The sequence below is a fragment of the Proteus genomosp. 6 genome (genome assembly GCF_040139785.1).
Classification (GTDB): Bacteria; Pseudomonadota; Gammaproteobacteria; order Enterobacterales; family Enterobacteriaceae; genus Proteus.
On the sequence record NZ_JBEEVJ010000012.1, the window covers coordinates 54,092 to 69,685 of the forward strand.

11 protein-coding genes are annotated in these 15,594 nt (G+C 36.3%); 8 read left to right on the plus strand and 3 right to left on the minus strand.

The window, feature by feature from the left end:
* Positions 1-424: 424 nt before the first annotated feature.
* The 5 genes from ABN212_RS14635 (at position 425) to ABN212_RS14650 (ending at position 6,708) form a co-directional block, all read left to right on the plus strand.
* Positions 425-1,432 (plus strand): FecCD family ABC transporter permease, encoded by a 1,008-nt coding sequence (locus tag ABN212_RS14635; RefSeq protein WP_416303579.1) that lies wholly within the window; start codon positions 425-427, stop codon positions 1,430-1,432.
* Positions 1,432-2,214, plus strand: coding sequence for an ABC transporter ATP-binding protein (locus ABN212_RS14640; protein ID WP_198620658.1), 783 nt, complete (start codon positions 1,432-1,434; stop codon positions 2,212-2,214). Before ABN212_RS14635 ends, ABN212_RS14640 begins: the two co-directional genes overlap by 1 nt.
* A gap of 177 nt (positions 2,215-2,391) precedes the next feature.
* Positions 2,392-4,371 (plus strand): ligand-gated channel protein, encoded by a 1,980-nt coding sequence (locus tag ABN212_RS14645; RefSeq protein ID WP_349443349.1) that lies wholly within the window; start codon positions 2,392-2,394, stop codon positions 4,369-4,371.
* A gap of 758 nt (positions 4,372-5,129) precedes the next feature.
* Entirely contained in the window at positions 5,130-5,339 is a 210-nt protein-coding gene (locus ABN212_RS18905; protein WP_100157911.1) for a hypothetical protein, read from the plus strand.
* Complete coding sequence (locus ABN212_RS14650; protein ID WP_198620656.1) at positions 5,329-6,708, plus strand: APC family permease; 1,380 nt, start codon at positions 5,329-5,331, stop codon at positions 6,706-6,708. The genes ABN212_RS18905 and ABN212_RS14650 overlap by 11 nt, the downstream gene beginning before the upstream one ends.
* A 390-nt stretch (positions 6,709-7,098) precedes the next feature.
* Here ABN212_RS14650 and ABN212_RS14655 read toward each other — a convergent pair whose 3' ends face one another.
* Entirely contained in the window at positions 7,099-8,748 is a 1,650-nt protein-coding gene (locus ABN212_RS14655) for an alpha-keto acid decarboxylase family protein (RefSeq protein ID WP_349443350.1), read from the minus strand.
* A gap of 148 nt (positions 8,749-8,896) precedes the next feature.
* On the opposite strand from ABN212_RS14655, the gene ABN212_RS14660 reads away from it, so the two are divergent.
* Together ABN212_RS14660 and dld are read left to right on the plus strand one after the other, a co-directional pair.
* Positions 8,897-9,784, plus strand: a complete 888-nt coding sequence (locus tag ABN212_RS14660; protein ID WP_349443351.1) for a LysR family transcriptional regulator — start codon at positions 8,897-8,899, stop codon at positions 9,782-9,784.
* 233 nt (positions 9,785-10,017) lie between these two features.
* The gene (gene dld, locus ABN212_RS14665; protein WP_349443352.1) at positions 10,018-11,778 is read left to right on the plus strand and encodes a D-lactate dehydrogenase; all 1,761 of its coding nucleotides are present in this window, start codon (positions 10,018-10,020) and stop codon (positions 11,776-11,778) included.
* A 68-nt stretch (positions 11,779-11,846) separates the two neighbouring features.
* Here the strand turns inward: dld and sbcB are convergent, their stop codons facing one another.
* Together sbcB and ABN212_RS14675 are read right to left on the minus strand one after the other, a co-directional pair.
* Positions 11,847-13,277, minus strand: a complete 1,431-nt coding sequence (gene sbcB / locus ABN212_RS14670; protein WP_349443353.1) for an exodeoxyribonuclease I — start codon at positions 13,275-13,277, stop codon at positions 11,847-11,849.
* 113 nt (positions 13,278-13,390) lie between these two features.
* Complete coding sequence (locus ABN212_RS14675; protein WP_198620651.1) at positions 13,391-14,002, minus strand: LysE family translocator; 612 nt, start codon at positions 14,000-14,002, stop codon at positions 13,391-13,393.
* Positions 14,003-14,271: 269 nt separating this feature from the next.
* On the opposite strand from ABN212_RS14675, the gene ABN212_RS14680 reads away from it, so the two are divergent.
* Positions 14,272-15,534, plus strand: coding sequence for an MFS transporter (locus ABN212_RS14680; protein WP_349443354.1), 1,263 nt, complete (start codon positions 14,272-14,274; stop codon positions 15,532-15,534).
* The last annotated feature ends 60 nt before the right edge of the window (positions 15,535-15,594 follow it).

The following is a 15,594-nucleotide window of genomic DNA, read 5'->3' on the forward strand; positions in this document are numbered from 1 at the left end:
TTGCTTTATTGTTAGCGCATAATTTATTTACTGAAAAATAAAATGATGGCGCTATTGGTTGTAAATAATATGCTTAATGTAATGAGTCTGATAATAATTAGCCATTCTAGTGTTCAATACAGCCAACCAACAATTTATCGTCATATAATAAGTTACACAGCGAATGTGTTTCACCGTATAATAATTTTGCGACTCACTTCTTTGTTGAATGAATTGTCTCAAATTAATAACTGGCTTTTGGTACATAAGAAACAGTTGATGAGTTGTACGGTATGTTTTTGCCTATTGAATGTGTTGGCAGAAGCAGAAAAACGTAGAAAAAAAACTAGGTACAACAATTGATATGAGCATTATATCAGAGAGGCTCGCCACACAAGAGCATGAAAGAGATCCATCAGATAATGTGAAAGTCCATTATCGAAAAATGATGAATAAACGCATGTTATGGTTGGGAGTTATCGTTTTGATTATTTGTGGTTCAGTGGTGTTAGATTTCACCATGGGACCTTCTGGTTTATCGCTTGATAAATTATTAACAACCCTTTTTCAACCTGAGCTTGTTGATGCAGGTTCTCGAGTGATTGTATGGGATATCCGCTTACCTTATGCCCTAATGGCGGTTGTGGTAGGGATGTCACTAGGATTAGCGGGTGCAGAAATGCAAACTATTCTAAATAACCCGTTAGCAAGTCCATTCACATTAGGTTTATCAAATGCGGCTTCATTTGGTGCTGCATTAGCGATTGTTTTAGGTATTGGTATTCCGGGTATTCCTGACCAATGGTTTATTTCGGCGAATGCGTTTCTCTTTGCATTATTATCAGCTTTATTATTAGACGGAATAACTCGTTGGACTCGAGTTCCTACATCTGGAGTAGTGCTTTTTGGTATTGCCATGGTGTTTACCTTTAATGCACTAGTCTCAATGATGCAATTTATTGCAACAGAAGACACTCTCCAAGGTTTGGTTTTCTGGACTATGGGAAGTTTAACGCGTGCAACATGGGTAAAACTCGGTGTTATGGCGGGTGCTTTTGCTGTCATTATGGCGATTTCATGGATGAGTTCATGGAAGTTAACTGCATTGCGATTAGGTGAAGATAGAGCGATTAGCTTTGGTATTGATGTAAAGCGTTTAAGATTAGGCTCATTACTGCGCATCAGTATTTTAACCGCGCTCGCAGTCGCTTTTGTTGGACCAATTGCTTTTATTGGTTTAGTTGCCCCTCATATTGCTCGCATGATGTTTGGCGAAGACCATCGATTCTATCTGCCAGCAAGCGCATTAATTGGTGCTTTAGTTTTATCATTGGCATCTATTGCTTCTAAAAATTTAATACCAGGTGTCATTATTCCAGTCGGTATTGTGACATCGCTGGTGGGCGTGCCATTTTTCCTCAGTATGATTTTACGTCATAGGGGGAATATCTAATGATGGAAGGATTAAAGATCCGAGATTTTAGTGCTGGATATGCTAAACATCTTATCATTAAGGCACTGGATGTTGAGCCTTTGCCAAAAGGAAAGGTCACCGTATTATTGGGGCCGAACGGTAGCGGAAAATCAACATTATTAAGAGCGTTAGCTGGATTAAATAAATCATCAGGTGTTGTCAGTTTAGATGGCAACGATCTAGCATCGATGAATTTTGCACAACGTGCTCAAAATGTAGTCTATTTGCCACAAACATTACCTGCTGGTGTTCATTTACATGTTTTAGAGTCCATTATTGTGGCGCAGCGTGCTTCAGGTGGGTTACATAATGAACATAGTGAAGCTCAGGTAATGCACTTATTACGCCAATTAGGTATTGAGCATTTAGCATTACGTTATTTAGATGAATTATCGGGTGGTCAAAAACAATTAGTGGGGCTTGCTCAATCATTAATTAGACAACCCTCTTTATTATTATTGGACGAGCCATTAAGCGCACTAGATCTTAATTACCAATATCATGTAATGGATTTAGTTGCTAAAGAAACACACCGTAGAAATATTATTACTGTCGTCGTTGTCCACGATATTAATATCGCCTTACGACATGGCGAACATGTATTAATGTTGAAACAAGGACAGTTAATTGCACAAGGCACGCCAGATAAGGTTATCACGGCACAAAGCCTTGCCGATGTTTATGGTGTTCAAGGTCGATTGGAATATTGTTCACAAGGAATACCTCAAATCATTATTGATGGTTTAGTGGATAAAATATAGAGAAGTAAAAAAGAAAGAGAAAAGAAGTAAATATAGGAACGCAGTAAATAGGGATATAAAAATAATATTAAAATAACTAAGGGTAATTAAGTTTATTTATTACCCTAATTTCTGAGCAACTGTCGACATATCCATCTATATAAAACTTAAAGAATATATATTCTTGGAGAATCGGGAATGGTAGTGTTAAATAAAAATAAAATCGCGCTTGGCGTTGTTGCTGCTATTGCATCAAGTTTTGTAATGACTGCTTCAGCAGAAAATGTAGAAAAATTGCTTGTAACAACCGCTTCTGGGTTTAAGCAAACCGTTGAAGATGCACCTGCATCGGTTTCTGTTGTCACTCGTGAACAATTAGAAACCAAATCTTACCGTGATGTGACTGACGCATTAAAAGATGTTCCCGGCGTATTAGTAACAGGCGGTGGAAGTAGTTCTGATATCAGTATTCGTGGTATGGATGCAAAATATACCATGATCTTAGTTGATGGTAAGCGTGTTGCGTCGCGTGAAACGCGTCCTAATAGTGATAACTCTGGTATTGAACAAGGTTGGTTACCGCCTTTACCTGCTATTGAACGTATCGAAGTTGTACGTGGTCCAATGTCTTCTTTATATGGTTCAGATGCAATGGGTGGGGTTATCAATATTATTACCCGTAAAGCGCAAAAAGAGTGGAATGTTAGCTTACGAGCAGACAGTACATTAACGGAACGCCAAAATTCAGGTAATACAGAACAAGGTAGTTTCTACGCAGCGGGTCCATTAGTTGATAATTTGCTAAGTTTAAAAGTTCAAGGACAATATTCGCATCGTAGCGAAGATAAATTTGCGAATGGTTATAATCGTCAGATTACCGCAAGCGGTGGTGGGACATTAAGCTGGACACCAGATGATAAAAATACGATTGATTTTGAATTTAAAAAAGACAGCCAGCACCGAGATGCACGTTGGGAATATTCAGCCTCTGAACGTTCTCGTAAATCTAAGAGCAGTGATTTCAGTAAATATGAGCTAACGCAATATGCCCTGACTCATGATGGTGTTTATGACTTTGGTACGATGAATACTTATGTTCAGCGTGATGAAAATAATAACCCAAGTCGTAAAATGGAATACAACGATACAACAGTTCGTAATCAAACAGTATTTATGTTAGATGCGCATACGTTAAGTGTTGGTGCTCAGTACCGTTTTGAAGAATTAAAAGATAACAACAACCGTTTAGACAACGGTAATAAATTAGATCGTTATAGTTGGGCGCTATTTGCTGAAGACGAATGGGCACTAACAAATGATTTCGCTTTAACCGGTGGTTTACGTATGGATAAAGACGAAAACTACGGTACACATTGGACACCTCGTGTTTATGGTGTTTGGCATATGGCTGATGAGTGGACCTTAAAAGGGGGCGTTTCTACTGGCTATCGTTCACCAGATCTACGTCAAGCCACTAAAACATGGGGACAGGCAACAGGGGGTTCAGGTGGTAATGCCGTCATTTATGGTAATCCAGATCTGAAACCTGAAAAGTCAGTAACCGAAGAGATTGGTATTATTTGGGATAATCGTGATAACTTAACCGCAAGTGTTACTATTTATAATACTGATTTCAAAGATAAAATTACTGAACGTCGTATTTGTGATGATAAAGGCGTGTTACCTACATGTACTAAAGAGCAAGGATACGGTCACCAATATGACTTTATCAGTACGCGTGAAAACGTAGATAAAGCGAATATGCGTGGTATTGAAGTTACAGGTAACTGGACGATTTCACCTGCGTGGAACTTAGCAGCTAACTACACCTTCACTGATTCAGAGCAGAAGAGTGGTGCATTTAGTGGTAAACCACTTAATAAACAGCCTCGTCATATGGCAAATGCGACCTTAAACTGGGAAACCACGCCAGAAATGGAAACATGGGCACGTATTAATTTCCGAGGTAAAACATCAGATTATTTATCACGCACGAGTATGGCAACGGGTACGCCTTCTTATGCGTTTGTTGATATTGGTACAAGTTACAGCTTAACCAAACAACTTAATGTGATTGGTGGTGTTTATAACGTGTTTGATCGTCGCATTAATTATGAAAACTTTAATACCACATTAGAAGGTCGTCGTTACAACATTGGTTTGAACTATAACTTCTAATTTTTCACCCTCAGTTTGTGTCATTAAGACTCCACTTGTGGAGTCTTTTTTTATCATTCTTTTGGTTAAAATAAATACTGGAAAATTTAAATATTGAGGTCTATATTTAGCTCAATAAATCATCTTATCTATCGTTTTATTCTGACTATCAGAGTGTTATTTCTACTTATTACCAGTCATTTTTTTCTCAAATTATTCTCTTACTTTTTATTTATATAAAACAGGTTATTAAAAAATAGGCACTTTTTATTAAAAGTCTATTTTTGGGGATAAAAGAAGCATGAGTTAACAAAATCTTAGCATTAATCTTATTAATGTATTTTAAATGCTTTATTTTGATGGTTTGGTAATGATATTAATTTTAATCTAAAGTTTAATTCTTATTTATCAATGTATTGTGTTTTATTTCCTTTCGTTGCAGTAATGACTATTTGAAATATTTAAAACTTAAGAGTTGTGATAAAAACACAATTATTGTTAATAAAATGTGGCGTTATATGTTGACTTAGTTTGCGAATTGAAAAGATCGTAAAAAAAGGGGGCTTTTTGATGAAAATGTATTGCTATTTAAGTCTGAGACGTGCAAAATGCGCCCACTAAAAATATGACTGATGCGTTTAAAGTGCATCGGTTTTTTTTTGCATTTTTACTTATTACTACACCAAGAGGTCAGATTCATTTGAGTCTGAATAGATAACATAATTTGATTAGCAGCCAGCCCCTTAGAGAAAGGGTTGTCATGATAGAGGAATGCTAATATGGTACAATTATTCTCTTTCGCAGTCGGGCCTAACGGCACTGCGGGCAATGATGACTACGGAGCACGGCGTCTCCTAAACACATACACATCCTTAAAAACTTCATTCTATTCTGTTTATAGGCAGATGCGAAGTCTTCCCAGTAACTGTCGGTTGAGTTTATCTAATACTCAAACCGAAGTTATGGGAGGGTTCGCTAATGTCAGATAACGTCATCTCCTCTATCGGCACTAACCAAACTGGTGCTAACAATCGAGTACAATTACGTAAAACCTTGACTCTAATGCAGGTAGTCATGATGGGGCTTGCTTTTTTACAGCCTATGACTATTTTCGATACATTTGGTATCGTTTCTGGCATTACGAATGGTCACGTAGCAACCTCGTATGCGATTGCGTTGATTGCAATTTTATTTACAGCGGTCAGTTATGGAAAATTAGTTAAGCGTTTTCCTTCAGCAGGCTCTGCGTATACTTATGCTCAAAAATCCATGAGCCCTTATGTTGGCTTTATGGTGGGTTGGTCATCTTTACTTGACTATTTATTTATGCCAATGATCAATATTCTATTGGCGAAAATCTATTTACAAGCAATATTCCCAGGCGTTGAACCGTGGATCTTTGTATTTGCTTTAGTGGCTTTAATGACGTTCTTTAACCTACGTGGTATTAACGTTGTTGCTAACTTAAATACAGCGATCGTTATTGTTCAGGTTGCAGTCATGGTTGTCTTTGTTGGGCTGCTTATCCACGGTGTTTATAACGGAGAAGGTGCAGGGGAGTTATGGACCTTTAGACCGTTTGCGTCTGTTGATGCTGAAGTCATACCAATGATAACCGGAGCGACAATACTCTGCTTCTCATTCTTAGGTTTCGACGGTATCAGTACATTATCAGAAGAGACACCAAATGCAGGTAAAGTTATCCCTAAAGCGATTTTCTTAACGGCGCTGATTGGTGGACTCATCTTTATTGCGGTTTCTTATTTTTTACAATTGTATTTCCCAGATATTTCACGATTCAAAAATCCAGAAGAGTCACAACCTGAAATAATGCTGTATGTTGCGGGTGCTTTATTCCAGTCTATTATTTTAGTGTTCTCTTGTGTGACGGTATTAGCATCAGGTATGGCGGCTCACGCAGGTGTTGCACGTTTACTTTATGTAATGGGACGTGATGGCGTATTCCCTGAGAAGACATTTGGTTATGTACATCCAAAATGGCGTACACCTGCATTTAACGTGCTATTAGTTGGTTTCTTAGCATTAGGTGCCGTGTTCTTTGATTTAGTGACTGCAACTGCATTAATTAACTTTGGTGCGTTAGTTGCGTTTACTTTCGTGAATCTGTCTGTTATTTCACAGTTCTATATTCGTGAGCGTCGTAATAAAGGATTAATGGATCACATTAATTACCTGATATTGCCTATCATTGGTGCTGCGACAATGGGAGTCTTGTGGATAAACCTTGAACCAGGTTCTATGGAGTTAGGACTTGTTTGGGGCGCAATTGGTATTCTTTATATGGTGTGGATCACTCGTCGATTCCGTCGACCAATGCCACAAATGCCAGAAAAGTAATACTATAAAAATTGTCATAAAAATCAGTGTAGAAATGGCTTCAGTAATGAAGCCATTTTTTTTGCCTACAATAAATTATCAGTATTAAATTAGCTGTATCAAATAGGAAATTGAACAATAAATGATAAATAGGGGGGACACATTTTCTGATAATAAGAATTACATTAAAAAATAAATAATCGTATCGTTATAAATAAAATATTAAGATATGATTGATCTAACAGAATTTAATGAAGCTGTTTTTTTCTTGGTGATTATGAAAATCGCACTCTTTCTCTTGAGAAATTTATTAAATTAATACATTTTATATCAAATGGTTATATTGATAAAAACCTAGCCTAAGCTAAGTCAGCATAAGCTAGGTTTTGTTATTTAAATCGTACTTATAACTTAAAATGAATAAAGCGAATCTTTAGACTCTTTTAATTTTTGTGCTAATTCAGAAGCTTCATATCGTTCGGTTACTATTTCTATATAAGAGGCATTTTCTGTTGATTCTGCCACTTTAAGCGCTTTATTTAATTCATCTATCGTTGTGACTTTCTCACAATGCCAATCTCTTGCGCCAAAAGCTCTAGGTAATTGATGATAATTCCATTGAGCGAGATCGTTATAATAAGCTTCAGGGTAATCACATAATAATCGTTCAATTAAATAACCATCATTATTTAAAACAAGGATGATCGGTTTTAATCCGAAGCGAACAAATTGACTAATCTCTTGTACGGTTAATTGATGTGAGCCTTCACCTGTAATTAAAATAACTCGTTTGTTAGGCGCTGCAAGTGCAGCACCAAATGATGCTGGTGTAGCCCAACCAATAGAACCCCATAATGTTTGGTTATGGAATTGTGCACCTTCTGGTAATAGGGCAAAACCTAATCCCATTGATGATGTCCCTGTCTCTGCAATAATAATATCATTAGGTTTAAAGAATTTTTCTAAATGAGGATATAGATATTGAGCAGTAATTTTACCATTATCAGATAACACAGCTTCGCCTAATCCTTTGGCTTTTATCTGATGATAACTTCTTTTCGGTAATCGTTGAGTCAGTGCAGAGAGTACGTCCTCCATATAAATCGATGTGTAGATAATGGAATCAATCTCAACATATTCGGGCATGATGTTGATAAATTGTTTTGGTTTAATATTGGCAGTGAAACTTCCTGTATTGAAGTCGGTCATCATTGCACCAATTCCTAATACGTACTCACTATTTTCTACAAATTCTCTGACTTCGGGTGTCATTAATTTGCCATCATACATACCAACATATTGGGGATGAGATTCACTCAAAATACTTTTATCCATAAACATAGTGGCATAAGGTAAGCCCGTTTTATCGATAAAAGCTTGGACATTATCTGATAACCCTAAACGTGCGGATAAAATACCTGGTAATACGCAGATATTATTGCTGTGTATAAGCTTTTCAATAATGAGTGATACCACTTTTTCTAGTATTTCTTTATCACTCACTGGTTTTTTCGGGGAGGTAACAGGTGAATGTTCTATCACTTGCATAGTGGCATTATCAGAAGGTAGGCCAATATAAACTGGGCGACGTTCTTTTAATGCAGTAGCAATTAAACGTTCCATTTCTGTAATGCAATTTTCAGGTGTTAATATTGCGTGAGCACAAGCAAGGCGTTGGCCTAATTGATAAAAAATATCAAAATCACCATTACCTAATGTGTGATGAACAAGGCGCTTACTTTTTTGTACACCACTTGCTGGCATACCAACTAAATGGAAAATAGGTAGGTTTTCTGCATAAGACCCAGCAATAGCATTAATTGCACTTAACTCACCAACACCAAATGTTGTCGATAATGCTGCCATACCTTTAATTCGGGCATAACCATCAGCAGCGTAAGCTGCATTTAATTCATTGCAGTTACCAATCCAGCGCATATGATTGCTATTACAAATAGTATCTTCTATGGGAAACGCATAATCACCCGCAACACCAAAAACATCACTTATTCCTAAGTCATATAAGCGGGTTAACATATACTCAACGACAGTCTTACTCATATCATCTCCAAAAAAACCGAATAATAGTCTGTGAAAGTAGAGGAATGCTTTTACATTATGCTTAATGTTTTATCGTGGATATTATCTGATATGAAATGGTTTATTATCATTGAGGGTATAACTAAATGTAATAAGGTAAGCATTGCTAATGGATATTCGCACATTGCGCTATTTTGTTGAGGTTGTTCAATTAAATGGTTTTAGCCGAGCCGCTGATGCGCTATTTATCACTCAACCTGCAATTAGTCGTAGTATTAAAAAATTAGAAGATGAATTGGGTGTTACTTTATTAGTGAGAGAAATTGATGGCGTTAGATTAACAGATGATGGTGCAATATTGTTTGAACATGTAAAACAAATACTTGCACAATTTAATAATATAAATAAAGCATTACAGGACAAGTCTGGGCCATTAACAGGGACATTAAATGTTGGATTACCTCCTGTAATAGCTTCGACGTATTTTGCTGATATTATTATGGAATTTAGCTCTCGCCATCCTCTGGTTGAACTAAAAATATTTGAATTGGGTACTAAGCAAATGGCTGATGCCATGAGAGAAGGCAGAGTTGAAACTGCCGCCGTCGTATTGCCTTTTGATGAAGATATTTTTGAATTAACACCTTTTTCAGAAGATCACTTAATGCTATTAATGTCACCATCTCATTCTTTAGCTATAAAAAAGAAAATTCATTTCAAAGAGTTGATTAATGAACCTTTTATCTTCTTTTCTGAAGATTTTCGTATTAATGATTTAATTTATAGTGCTTGTGGTATTTACAATACAGTGCCTATTATTGCGGGACGTAGTAACCATTTAGATTTAATTATTGCCATGGTGAAAGCTGGTGTAGGAGTAACACTTTTACCCAACAGTATGTGTAATAAAAATCCTATTGATGATTTGGTTGTTCTTCCTGTAGTGGAACCTACATTGTCATATCAAATAGCACTAGCAAATAATAAAAATGGCTATAAAAGCCGAAGTTGCCAAGCATGGGATCAGTTAGCAAGAGAAAAGCTAACAATAGAATAAAATATTAAAATAATACTTATTTATATTCTGTTTAAGAAATAAATATCGCAATTATCTTATAAATAATAAAAGTGATTATAAATCAATAAATGTTATTTTTTAAGAAATGCGGATAGCAGTATAAAAGCAGTTATATAAATGATAAGTTTATATTTTGCACATAGTCTTATGAGTAATAATAAAAATGGGCAAATAAAAGATTAATCAGACAAGACAGGAATAGGATAGGGAAAATGAATGAGAGTAATAGTTCTGTAAATCAACATTTTATTCGCAAACTTGAAGGTATCGTTGGTAAAAAACAAGTATTAACACAAGCACATAAAACAGAACGTTATCGCAAAGGTTTTCGTTCAGGGCAAGGTAAGGCGTTGGCTGTTGTCTTTCCCGCTAATCTATTAGAACAGTGGCGAGTTTTTAAAACCTGTGTCGAAGCCGATAAAATTATTATTATGCAAGCGGCGAATACTGGATTAACAGAGGGCTCAACGCCTAATGGTGATGATTATGATAGAGATATCGTGATTATTAGTACATTACGCCAAGATAAAATACAGGTTCTTTCAGAGCATAATCAAGTTATTGCTTTTCCTGGTAGTACGTTATGGCATTTAGAAAAAGTATTAAAGCCATTAGGGCGAGAACCTCATTCTGTTATTGGATCTTCTTGTATTGGTGCGTCGGTGATAGGGGGAATTTGTAATAACTCGGGCGGTGCTTTAGTTCGCCGTGGGCCTGCTTATACCGAATTATCGCTTTATGCTCGCGTTAATGAAAAAGGTGAAGCTGAATTAGTTAACCATTTAGGTATTGATTTAGGTGAAACACCAGAAGAAATATTAACTAATTTAGATAATCGTCATTATCATGAGAAACAGATACAAACGACAGAAAAACTAGCCTCTGATCATGAATATCATGAGCGTATACGTGATGTCGATGCTAATACACCTTCTCGTTTTAACAATGATGAACGGCGTTTATATGAAGCAGCAGGGAGTGCAGGAAAATTATCGGTATTTGCTGTGAGATTAGATACTTTCCCAGCAGATCATCGCACTCAGGTTTTTTATATTGGTACTAATAATCCGGACGAACTTGAAGATATTCGTCGTCATATTTTAAGCCATTTTAAAAAGTTGCCTGTTGCTGGGGAATATATGCATAGAAGCTATTACAAAATGGCTGAAGTGTATGGAAAAGACACATTTTTGGTGATTGATAAATTAGGTACAGATAAAATGCCAATATTATTTGCCGTAAAAGGGCGAGTAGATGCGGTATTAAATAAAGTGCCTTTCTTACCTAAAAACATGGTGGACAGAACCATGCAGTTTATGAGCAAACTATGGCCAGCTCATTTACCAGATCGTATGACTGATTTTCGTGACAAATATGAACATCATCTTATGTTAAGAATGGCAGATGATGGAATTGAAGAAGCCGCAACTTATTTAAAAGAATACTTTAAGCTAGCATCAGGCGATTATTTTGAATGTACTGAAGAAGAGGGAAATAAAGCCTTTTTGCATCGTTTTGCTGCTGCAGGTGCTGCTGTGCGTTATCATGCCGTTCATGTTAATGATGTAGAAGATGTGTTGCCATTAGATATTGCATTGCGCCGTAATGACAAAGATTGGTTTGAAAAGCTACCACCTGAAATAGAGAGTAAATTACTTTATAAACTCTATTGTGGGCATTTTATGTGTCACGTTATGCATCAAGATTATATTATTAAAAAAGGTGTTGATGCTAAAGCATTAAAAGCAGAAATGCTGGCGCTATTAGATCAGCGTGGAGCTGAATATCCCGCAGAGCATAACGTGGGTCATATGTATTATGCTAAACCTCAATTAAAAGCATTCTATAAGCATAACGATCCAACCAATAGCATGAACCCGGGTATTGGTAAAACCTCAAAACTAAAATATTGGGGAGAAGAGTGTGGCTGTGGACATGCTCATAATGATGCTAATACAGAGAATAAAAAATAATTGTTGTAGATTGTGTTTATTAAATTAAAGAATAAAGGCAGGATAAAACCTGCCTTTTATTTTATCAATTAGCTCGCAATCTCTTGAGCATATAAATAAAGCTCTTGTAGCTGTTTTAATTTTTCCTCGTTATCGGCATGTTCTTCAGCTAATAACTGAATAGTATTAATATATTCGGTTAGTTTTTCTGGCGTTAACATCTCTTTTCTATATGCCAACCAACGTTGTTGTTCGTCATAATTAAGCGTTGAAGGATAATTTCTTGCACGATAACGGAAAAACAGAGGTTCCATTCTCGCATCTTCAAATGTTAAGTCTAAAGCGGGTAAATTCTGTGGTTGCGTTGAGCGAATAATCTCCATCGCACTACGATCATTTTCACTGAAAAAACCATTATAAATTTGTGAATCAACATTATCAGAGACAACAAAAGGTGTTTGTTGTGCAAATATTTCCACGACTTTATTGCGTATTTCAGGATGAGAAAACAATAGTGCTTGGTTTTTTAAACAAGTATCAACATCTAAACCAATTCTATCTGCATCTTGCTGTCTTAATGTATTTTGCGGTGCCACAATGGGGCATTTATTAATATGCAGTAATTTAATTGGAACTGGTGGCTCATCGACTGATAATTCACTACGTGGTGTATATAAACGTTCACGCAATTGGTCTGAATCGAGTGTTAATAAAGGCGATATATCTGCGGCTAAGTCGCAAACAATAACTGCATTGCGATTATCAGGATGCCACGCTAATGGTGCAACAAGGCTTAAATTAGAACGTGCGGCACCAAACATACCTGAAACATGCACAATCGGTGTCATTGCTGGAATATCAATTAGCGCCTGTACTTTGCGTTTATCGCGTAAATTAAAGAAATAATCAAACATGCGCGGTTGAGCTTGTTTTAATTTTTTTGCCATCGCAATGGTGGCATAAACATCAGACATCGCATCATGCGCATTCTCATGAGAAATACCATTTGCTTTGGTTAATAACTCCAAACGGAAGCTTGGAAAACCGTCTTCATTTTCAGGCCAAACAATACCTTCAGGGCGCAGTGCATAACAGGCACGTAAAACATCAAGTAAATCCCAACGTGAATTTCCTTTTTGCCAACTATAAGCATAAGGATCATAAAAATTACGATAAAGGATATTTCGTGTGACTTCATCATCAAATCGAAGGTTGTTATAGCCCATAATACAACTATTAGGTTGGCTAAAAGCTTGATGAATTTGACGAGTAAATTCGGCTTCAATCACCCCATTTTTTGCCGCAACTTGTGGCGTTATTCCTGTGATCATCACTGCTTCTGGGTGAGGCAGATAATCATCATTAGGCTTGCAATAAATAACGAGAGGATCTTCAATAATATTGAAATCCATATCGGTTCTTACACCCGCAAATTGCGCAGGGCGATCAAGTGCTGGGTGCGTGCCAAAGGTTTCGTAGTCATGAACGTAAAATGTGGGCGTTTTCGCTGAATTAGACAAGGTTTCCTACCGTAAAGTTATTGATGATTTTTTTTAAATCATTACTCAATGAGTTGTATTGGGTTTAATTAAGACCATGGTAAACCATAATGCGGTAAACGTGAAATGTCAGATCAAAGCGTGCTTATGTAGTGTTTAATATAAGGTGTTGCTGTGAGAATAAGTAGGAGCGTACCCCCGCTAATATTGATTACTTTTTTCATAGTAACAATATTGATTTTTTGTGATGACAATAAAATAAAACTACAGCAAGCAATTAGCCAGATACTCATCATGAAAATATGAATAGAAGATAAAGCAAGATAATTACCTAGTGTTGGCGTCGCACCAGCATAACTAGAAACAACCACAAGATATAACATAATTGCTTTAGGATTAAGCACATTAGCAATATAAGCTGTTTTGATAGAGACTTTTTGATGAATAATTGTGGTGTTTTTGGAGGCTTTTAATCCAGAACGTATCAAAGAAATTCCAAGATAAATTAAATACAAGTTACCAAGAATAGTTAATACCATAAAAGCAGAAGGGGACGAAACTAATAATTTTGTTATTCCTAATCCGACCAAAAGCCCGTGAGTAATAATGCCTAATGCGGTGCCTATAATCGTGATCAATAACCCTTTTATGCCATAGGTTAAGGTGTTATCTAAAGCAATTGTAAAACTTGCACCCGGTGAGATAATTATCGGCAGTAACGTAATAATAAAACCAAGTATATCCATAGTATTGTCTTAGATAGTTTTAAGCGAATTATGGAGGACACTGTTATTTTAACAAAGGAGATTAAAGAAAAGGGATTATATGATGCCTTTTCGTGCGTTTTACTGTCAGTAATGGCAATAAAAGATAAAGGTAGATCTAGAGCACATAACTCAAGTTGTTAACGTTAACTTATGTGCCTTATGTCACATTAAAGCGATATAATTGTTTGTGAACTTAAAAGTTAACGTTAACATTTAAGGGTGAAATGACTTTATAAGGCGCTCAACCAATGAACAAAGACTCAAAAAAATACTATGCGATCTTAAGTGCGCTGTTGTTTTTCTTCTTTTTTACCTGGTCTTCATCCTTTTCATTAGTTTCTATTTGGTTAAATCAGTATGTAGGATTAAAAGCGACAGATACTGGATTGATATTCTCTGCAATTTCTCTGATTGCGTTATGTGCTCAACCTCTATATGGCTTTATTCAAGATAAATTAGGACTAAGAAAGAATTTATTATTAGTGATTGCAGTATTACTTATTCTTTCTGGACCATTTTTTCTAGGTTTCGCATCAATACTTCGCTGGAATATTTTTGTTGGCTCCATTTTGGGAGGTTTATATGTAGGTATGACATTTAATGCGGGGATTGGTGTATTAGAGTCATATACAGAGCGTGTTAGTCGTATTCGTGGTTTTGAATACGGTAGGGCGAGAATGTGGGGATCGCTAGGTTGGGCATCTGCAACATTTATTGCAGGACACAATATAAACATCGATCCTAATTATAATTTTGTGATGGCTTCTATTTCTGGTGTTGTGTTCTTAATTCTTTTAACACTTTTAAAAACAGATAAATCAGACGCATTTAATCAATTAGAGCATGGGAAAACATCGGCTATTACCATAAAAGACGCACTGAATTTACTTTCATTGCCTCGTTTTTGGGCGCTTATTTTATTTGTTATTGGTACCTGTGTTTATGGAGTTTATGACCAACAGTTTCCCGTCTTTTTCTCATCGCAATTTGCAACCTTACAGCAGGGTAATGAGATGTACGGATATCTGAATTCATTGCAGGTATTCTTAGAAGCTGGTGGTATGTTTGTCGCGCCTTTTCTGGTCAATAGAATAGGTGCTAAAAACGGCTTATTACTGGCAAGCAGTGTTATGGCGGCACGTATTATTGGCTCAGGACTAGTCGAAGGTCCAGTCTTGATCTCTTGTATGAAATTATTACATGCTGTTGAGTTACCTATTTTATTAATTTCAATTTTTAAATATAACAGTCAACACTTTGACAAACGTTTATCTTCAACACTCTATTTAGTCGGTTTTCAATGTGTTAGCTCTATTGTTGCTACATTATTATCTCCATTAGCGGGTTATGGTTATGATCATTATGGTTTTGCACCAACCTATATGGTGATGGGATGTATTGTGATAGGGACAACACTTTTCTCAGCAGTGTTTTTACGTTCAGACGCGAAAGTATTACTGCCACTTGATGGCTTACAACATGAAGATCAAAATAAAGCACAGCCTATTTAATCGCTGATTAATTTATCCTTTGTAGTATCGATTTGGGCTACCAATAAAAATGTGTAGCCA

What these genes read in the sequence shown, in the direction of transcription:
- ABN212_RS14635 (WP_416303579.1), top strand. Translation starts at nt 425, where the DNA reads ATGATGAATAAACGCATGTTATGGTTGGGAGTTATCGTTTTGATTATT.
- ABN212_RS14640 (WP_198620658.1), top strand. Translation starts at nt 1,432, where the DNA reads ATGATGGAAGGATTAAAGATCCGAGATTTTAGTGCTGGATATGCTAAA.
- ABN212_RS14645 (WP_349443349.1), top strand. Translation starts at nt 2,392, where the DNA reads ATGGTAGTGTTAAATAAAAATAAAATCGCGCTTGGCGTTGTTGCTGCT.
- ABN212_RS18905 (WP_100157911.1), top strand. Translation starts at nt 5,130, where the DNA reads ATGGTACAATTATTCTCTTTCGCAGTCGGGCCTAACGGCACTGCGGGC.
- ABN212_RS14650 (WP_198620656.1), top strand. Translation starts at nt 5,329, where the DNA reads ATGTCAGATAACGTCATCTCCTCTATCGGCACTAACCAAACTGGTGCT.
- ABN212_RS14655 (WP_349443350.1), bottom strand. Translation starts at nt 8,748, where the DNA reads ATGAGTAAGACTGTCGTTGAGTATATGTTAACCCGCTTATATGACTTA.
- ABN212_RS14660 (WP_349443351.1), top strand. Translation starts at nt 8,897, where the DNA reads ATGGATATTCGCACATTGCGCTATTTTGTTGAGGTTGTTCAATTAAAT.
- dld (WP_349443352.1), top strand. Translation starts at nt 10,018, where the DNA reads ATGAATGAGAGTAATAGTTCTGTAAATCAACATTTTATTCGCAAACTT.
- ABN212_RS14675 (WP_198620651.1), bottom strand. Translation starts at nt 14,002, where the DNA reads ATGGATATACTTGGTTTTATTATTACGTTACTGCCGATAATTATCTCA.
- ABN212_RS14680 (WP_349443354.1), top strand. Translation starts at nt 14,272, where the DNA reads ATGAACAAAGACTCAAAAAAATACTATGCGATCTTAAGTGCGCTGTTG.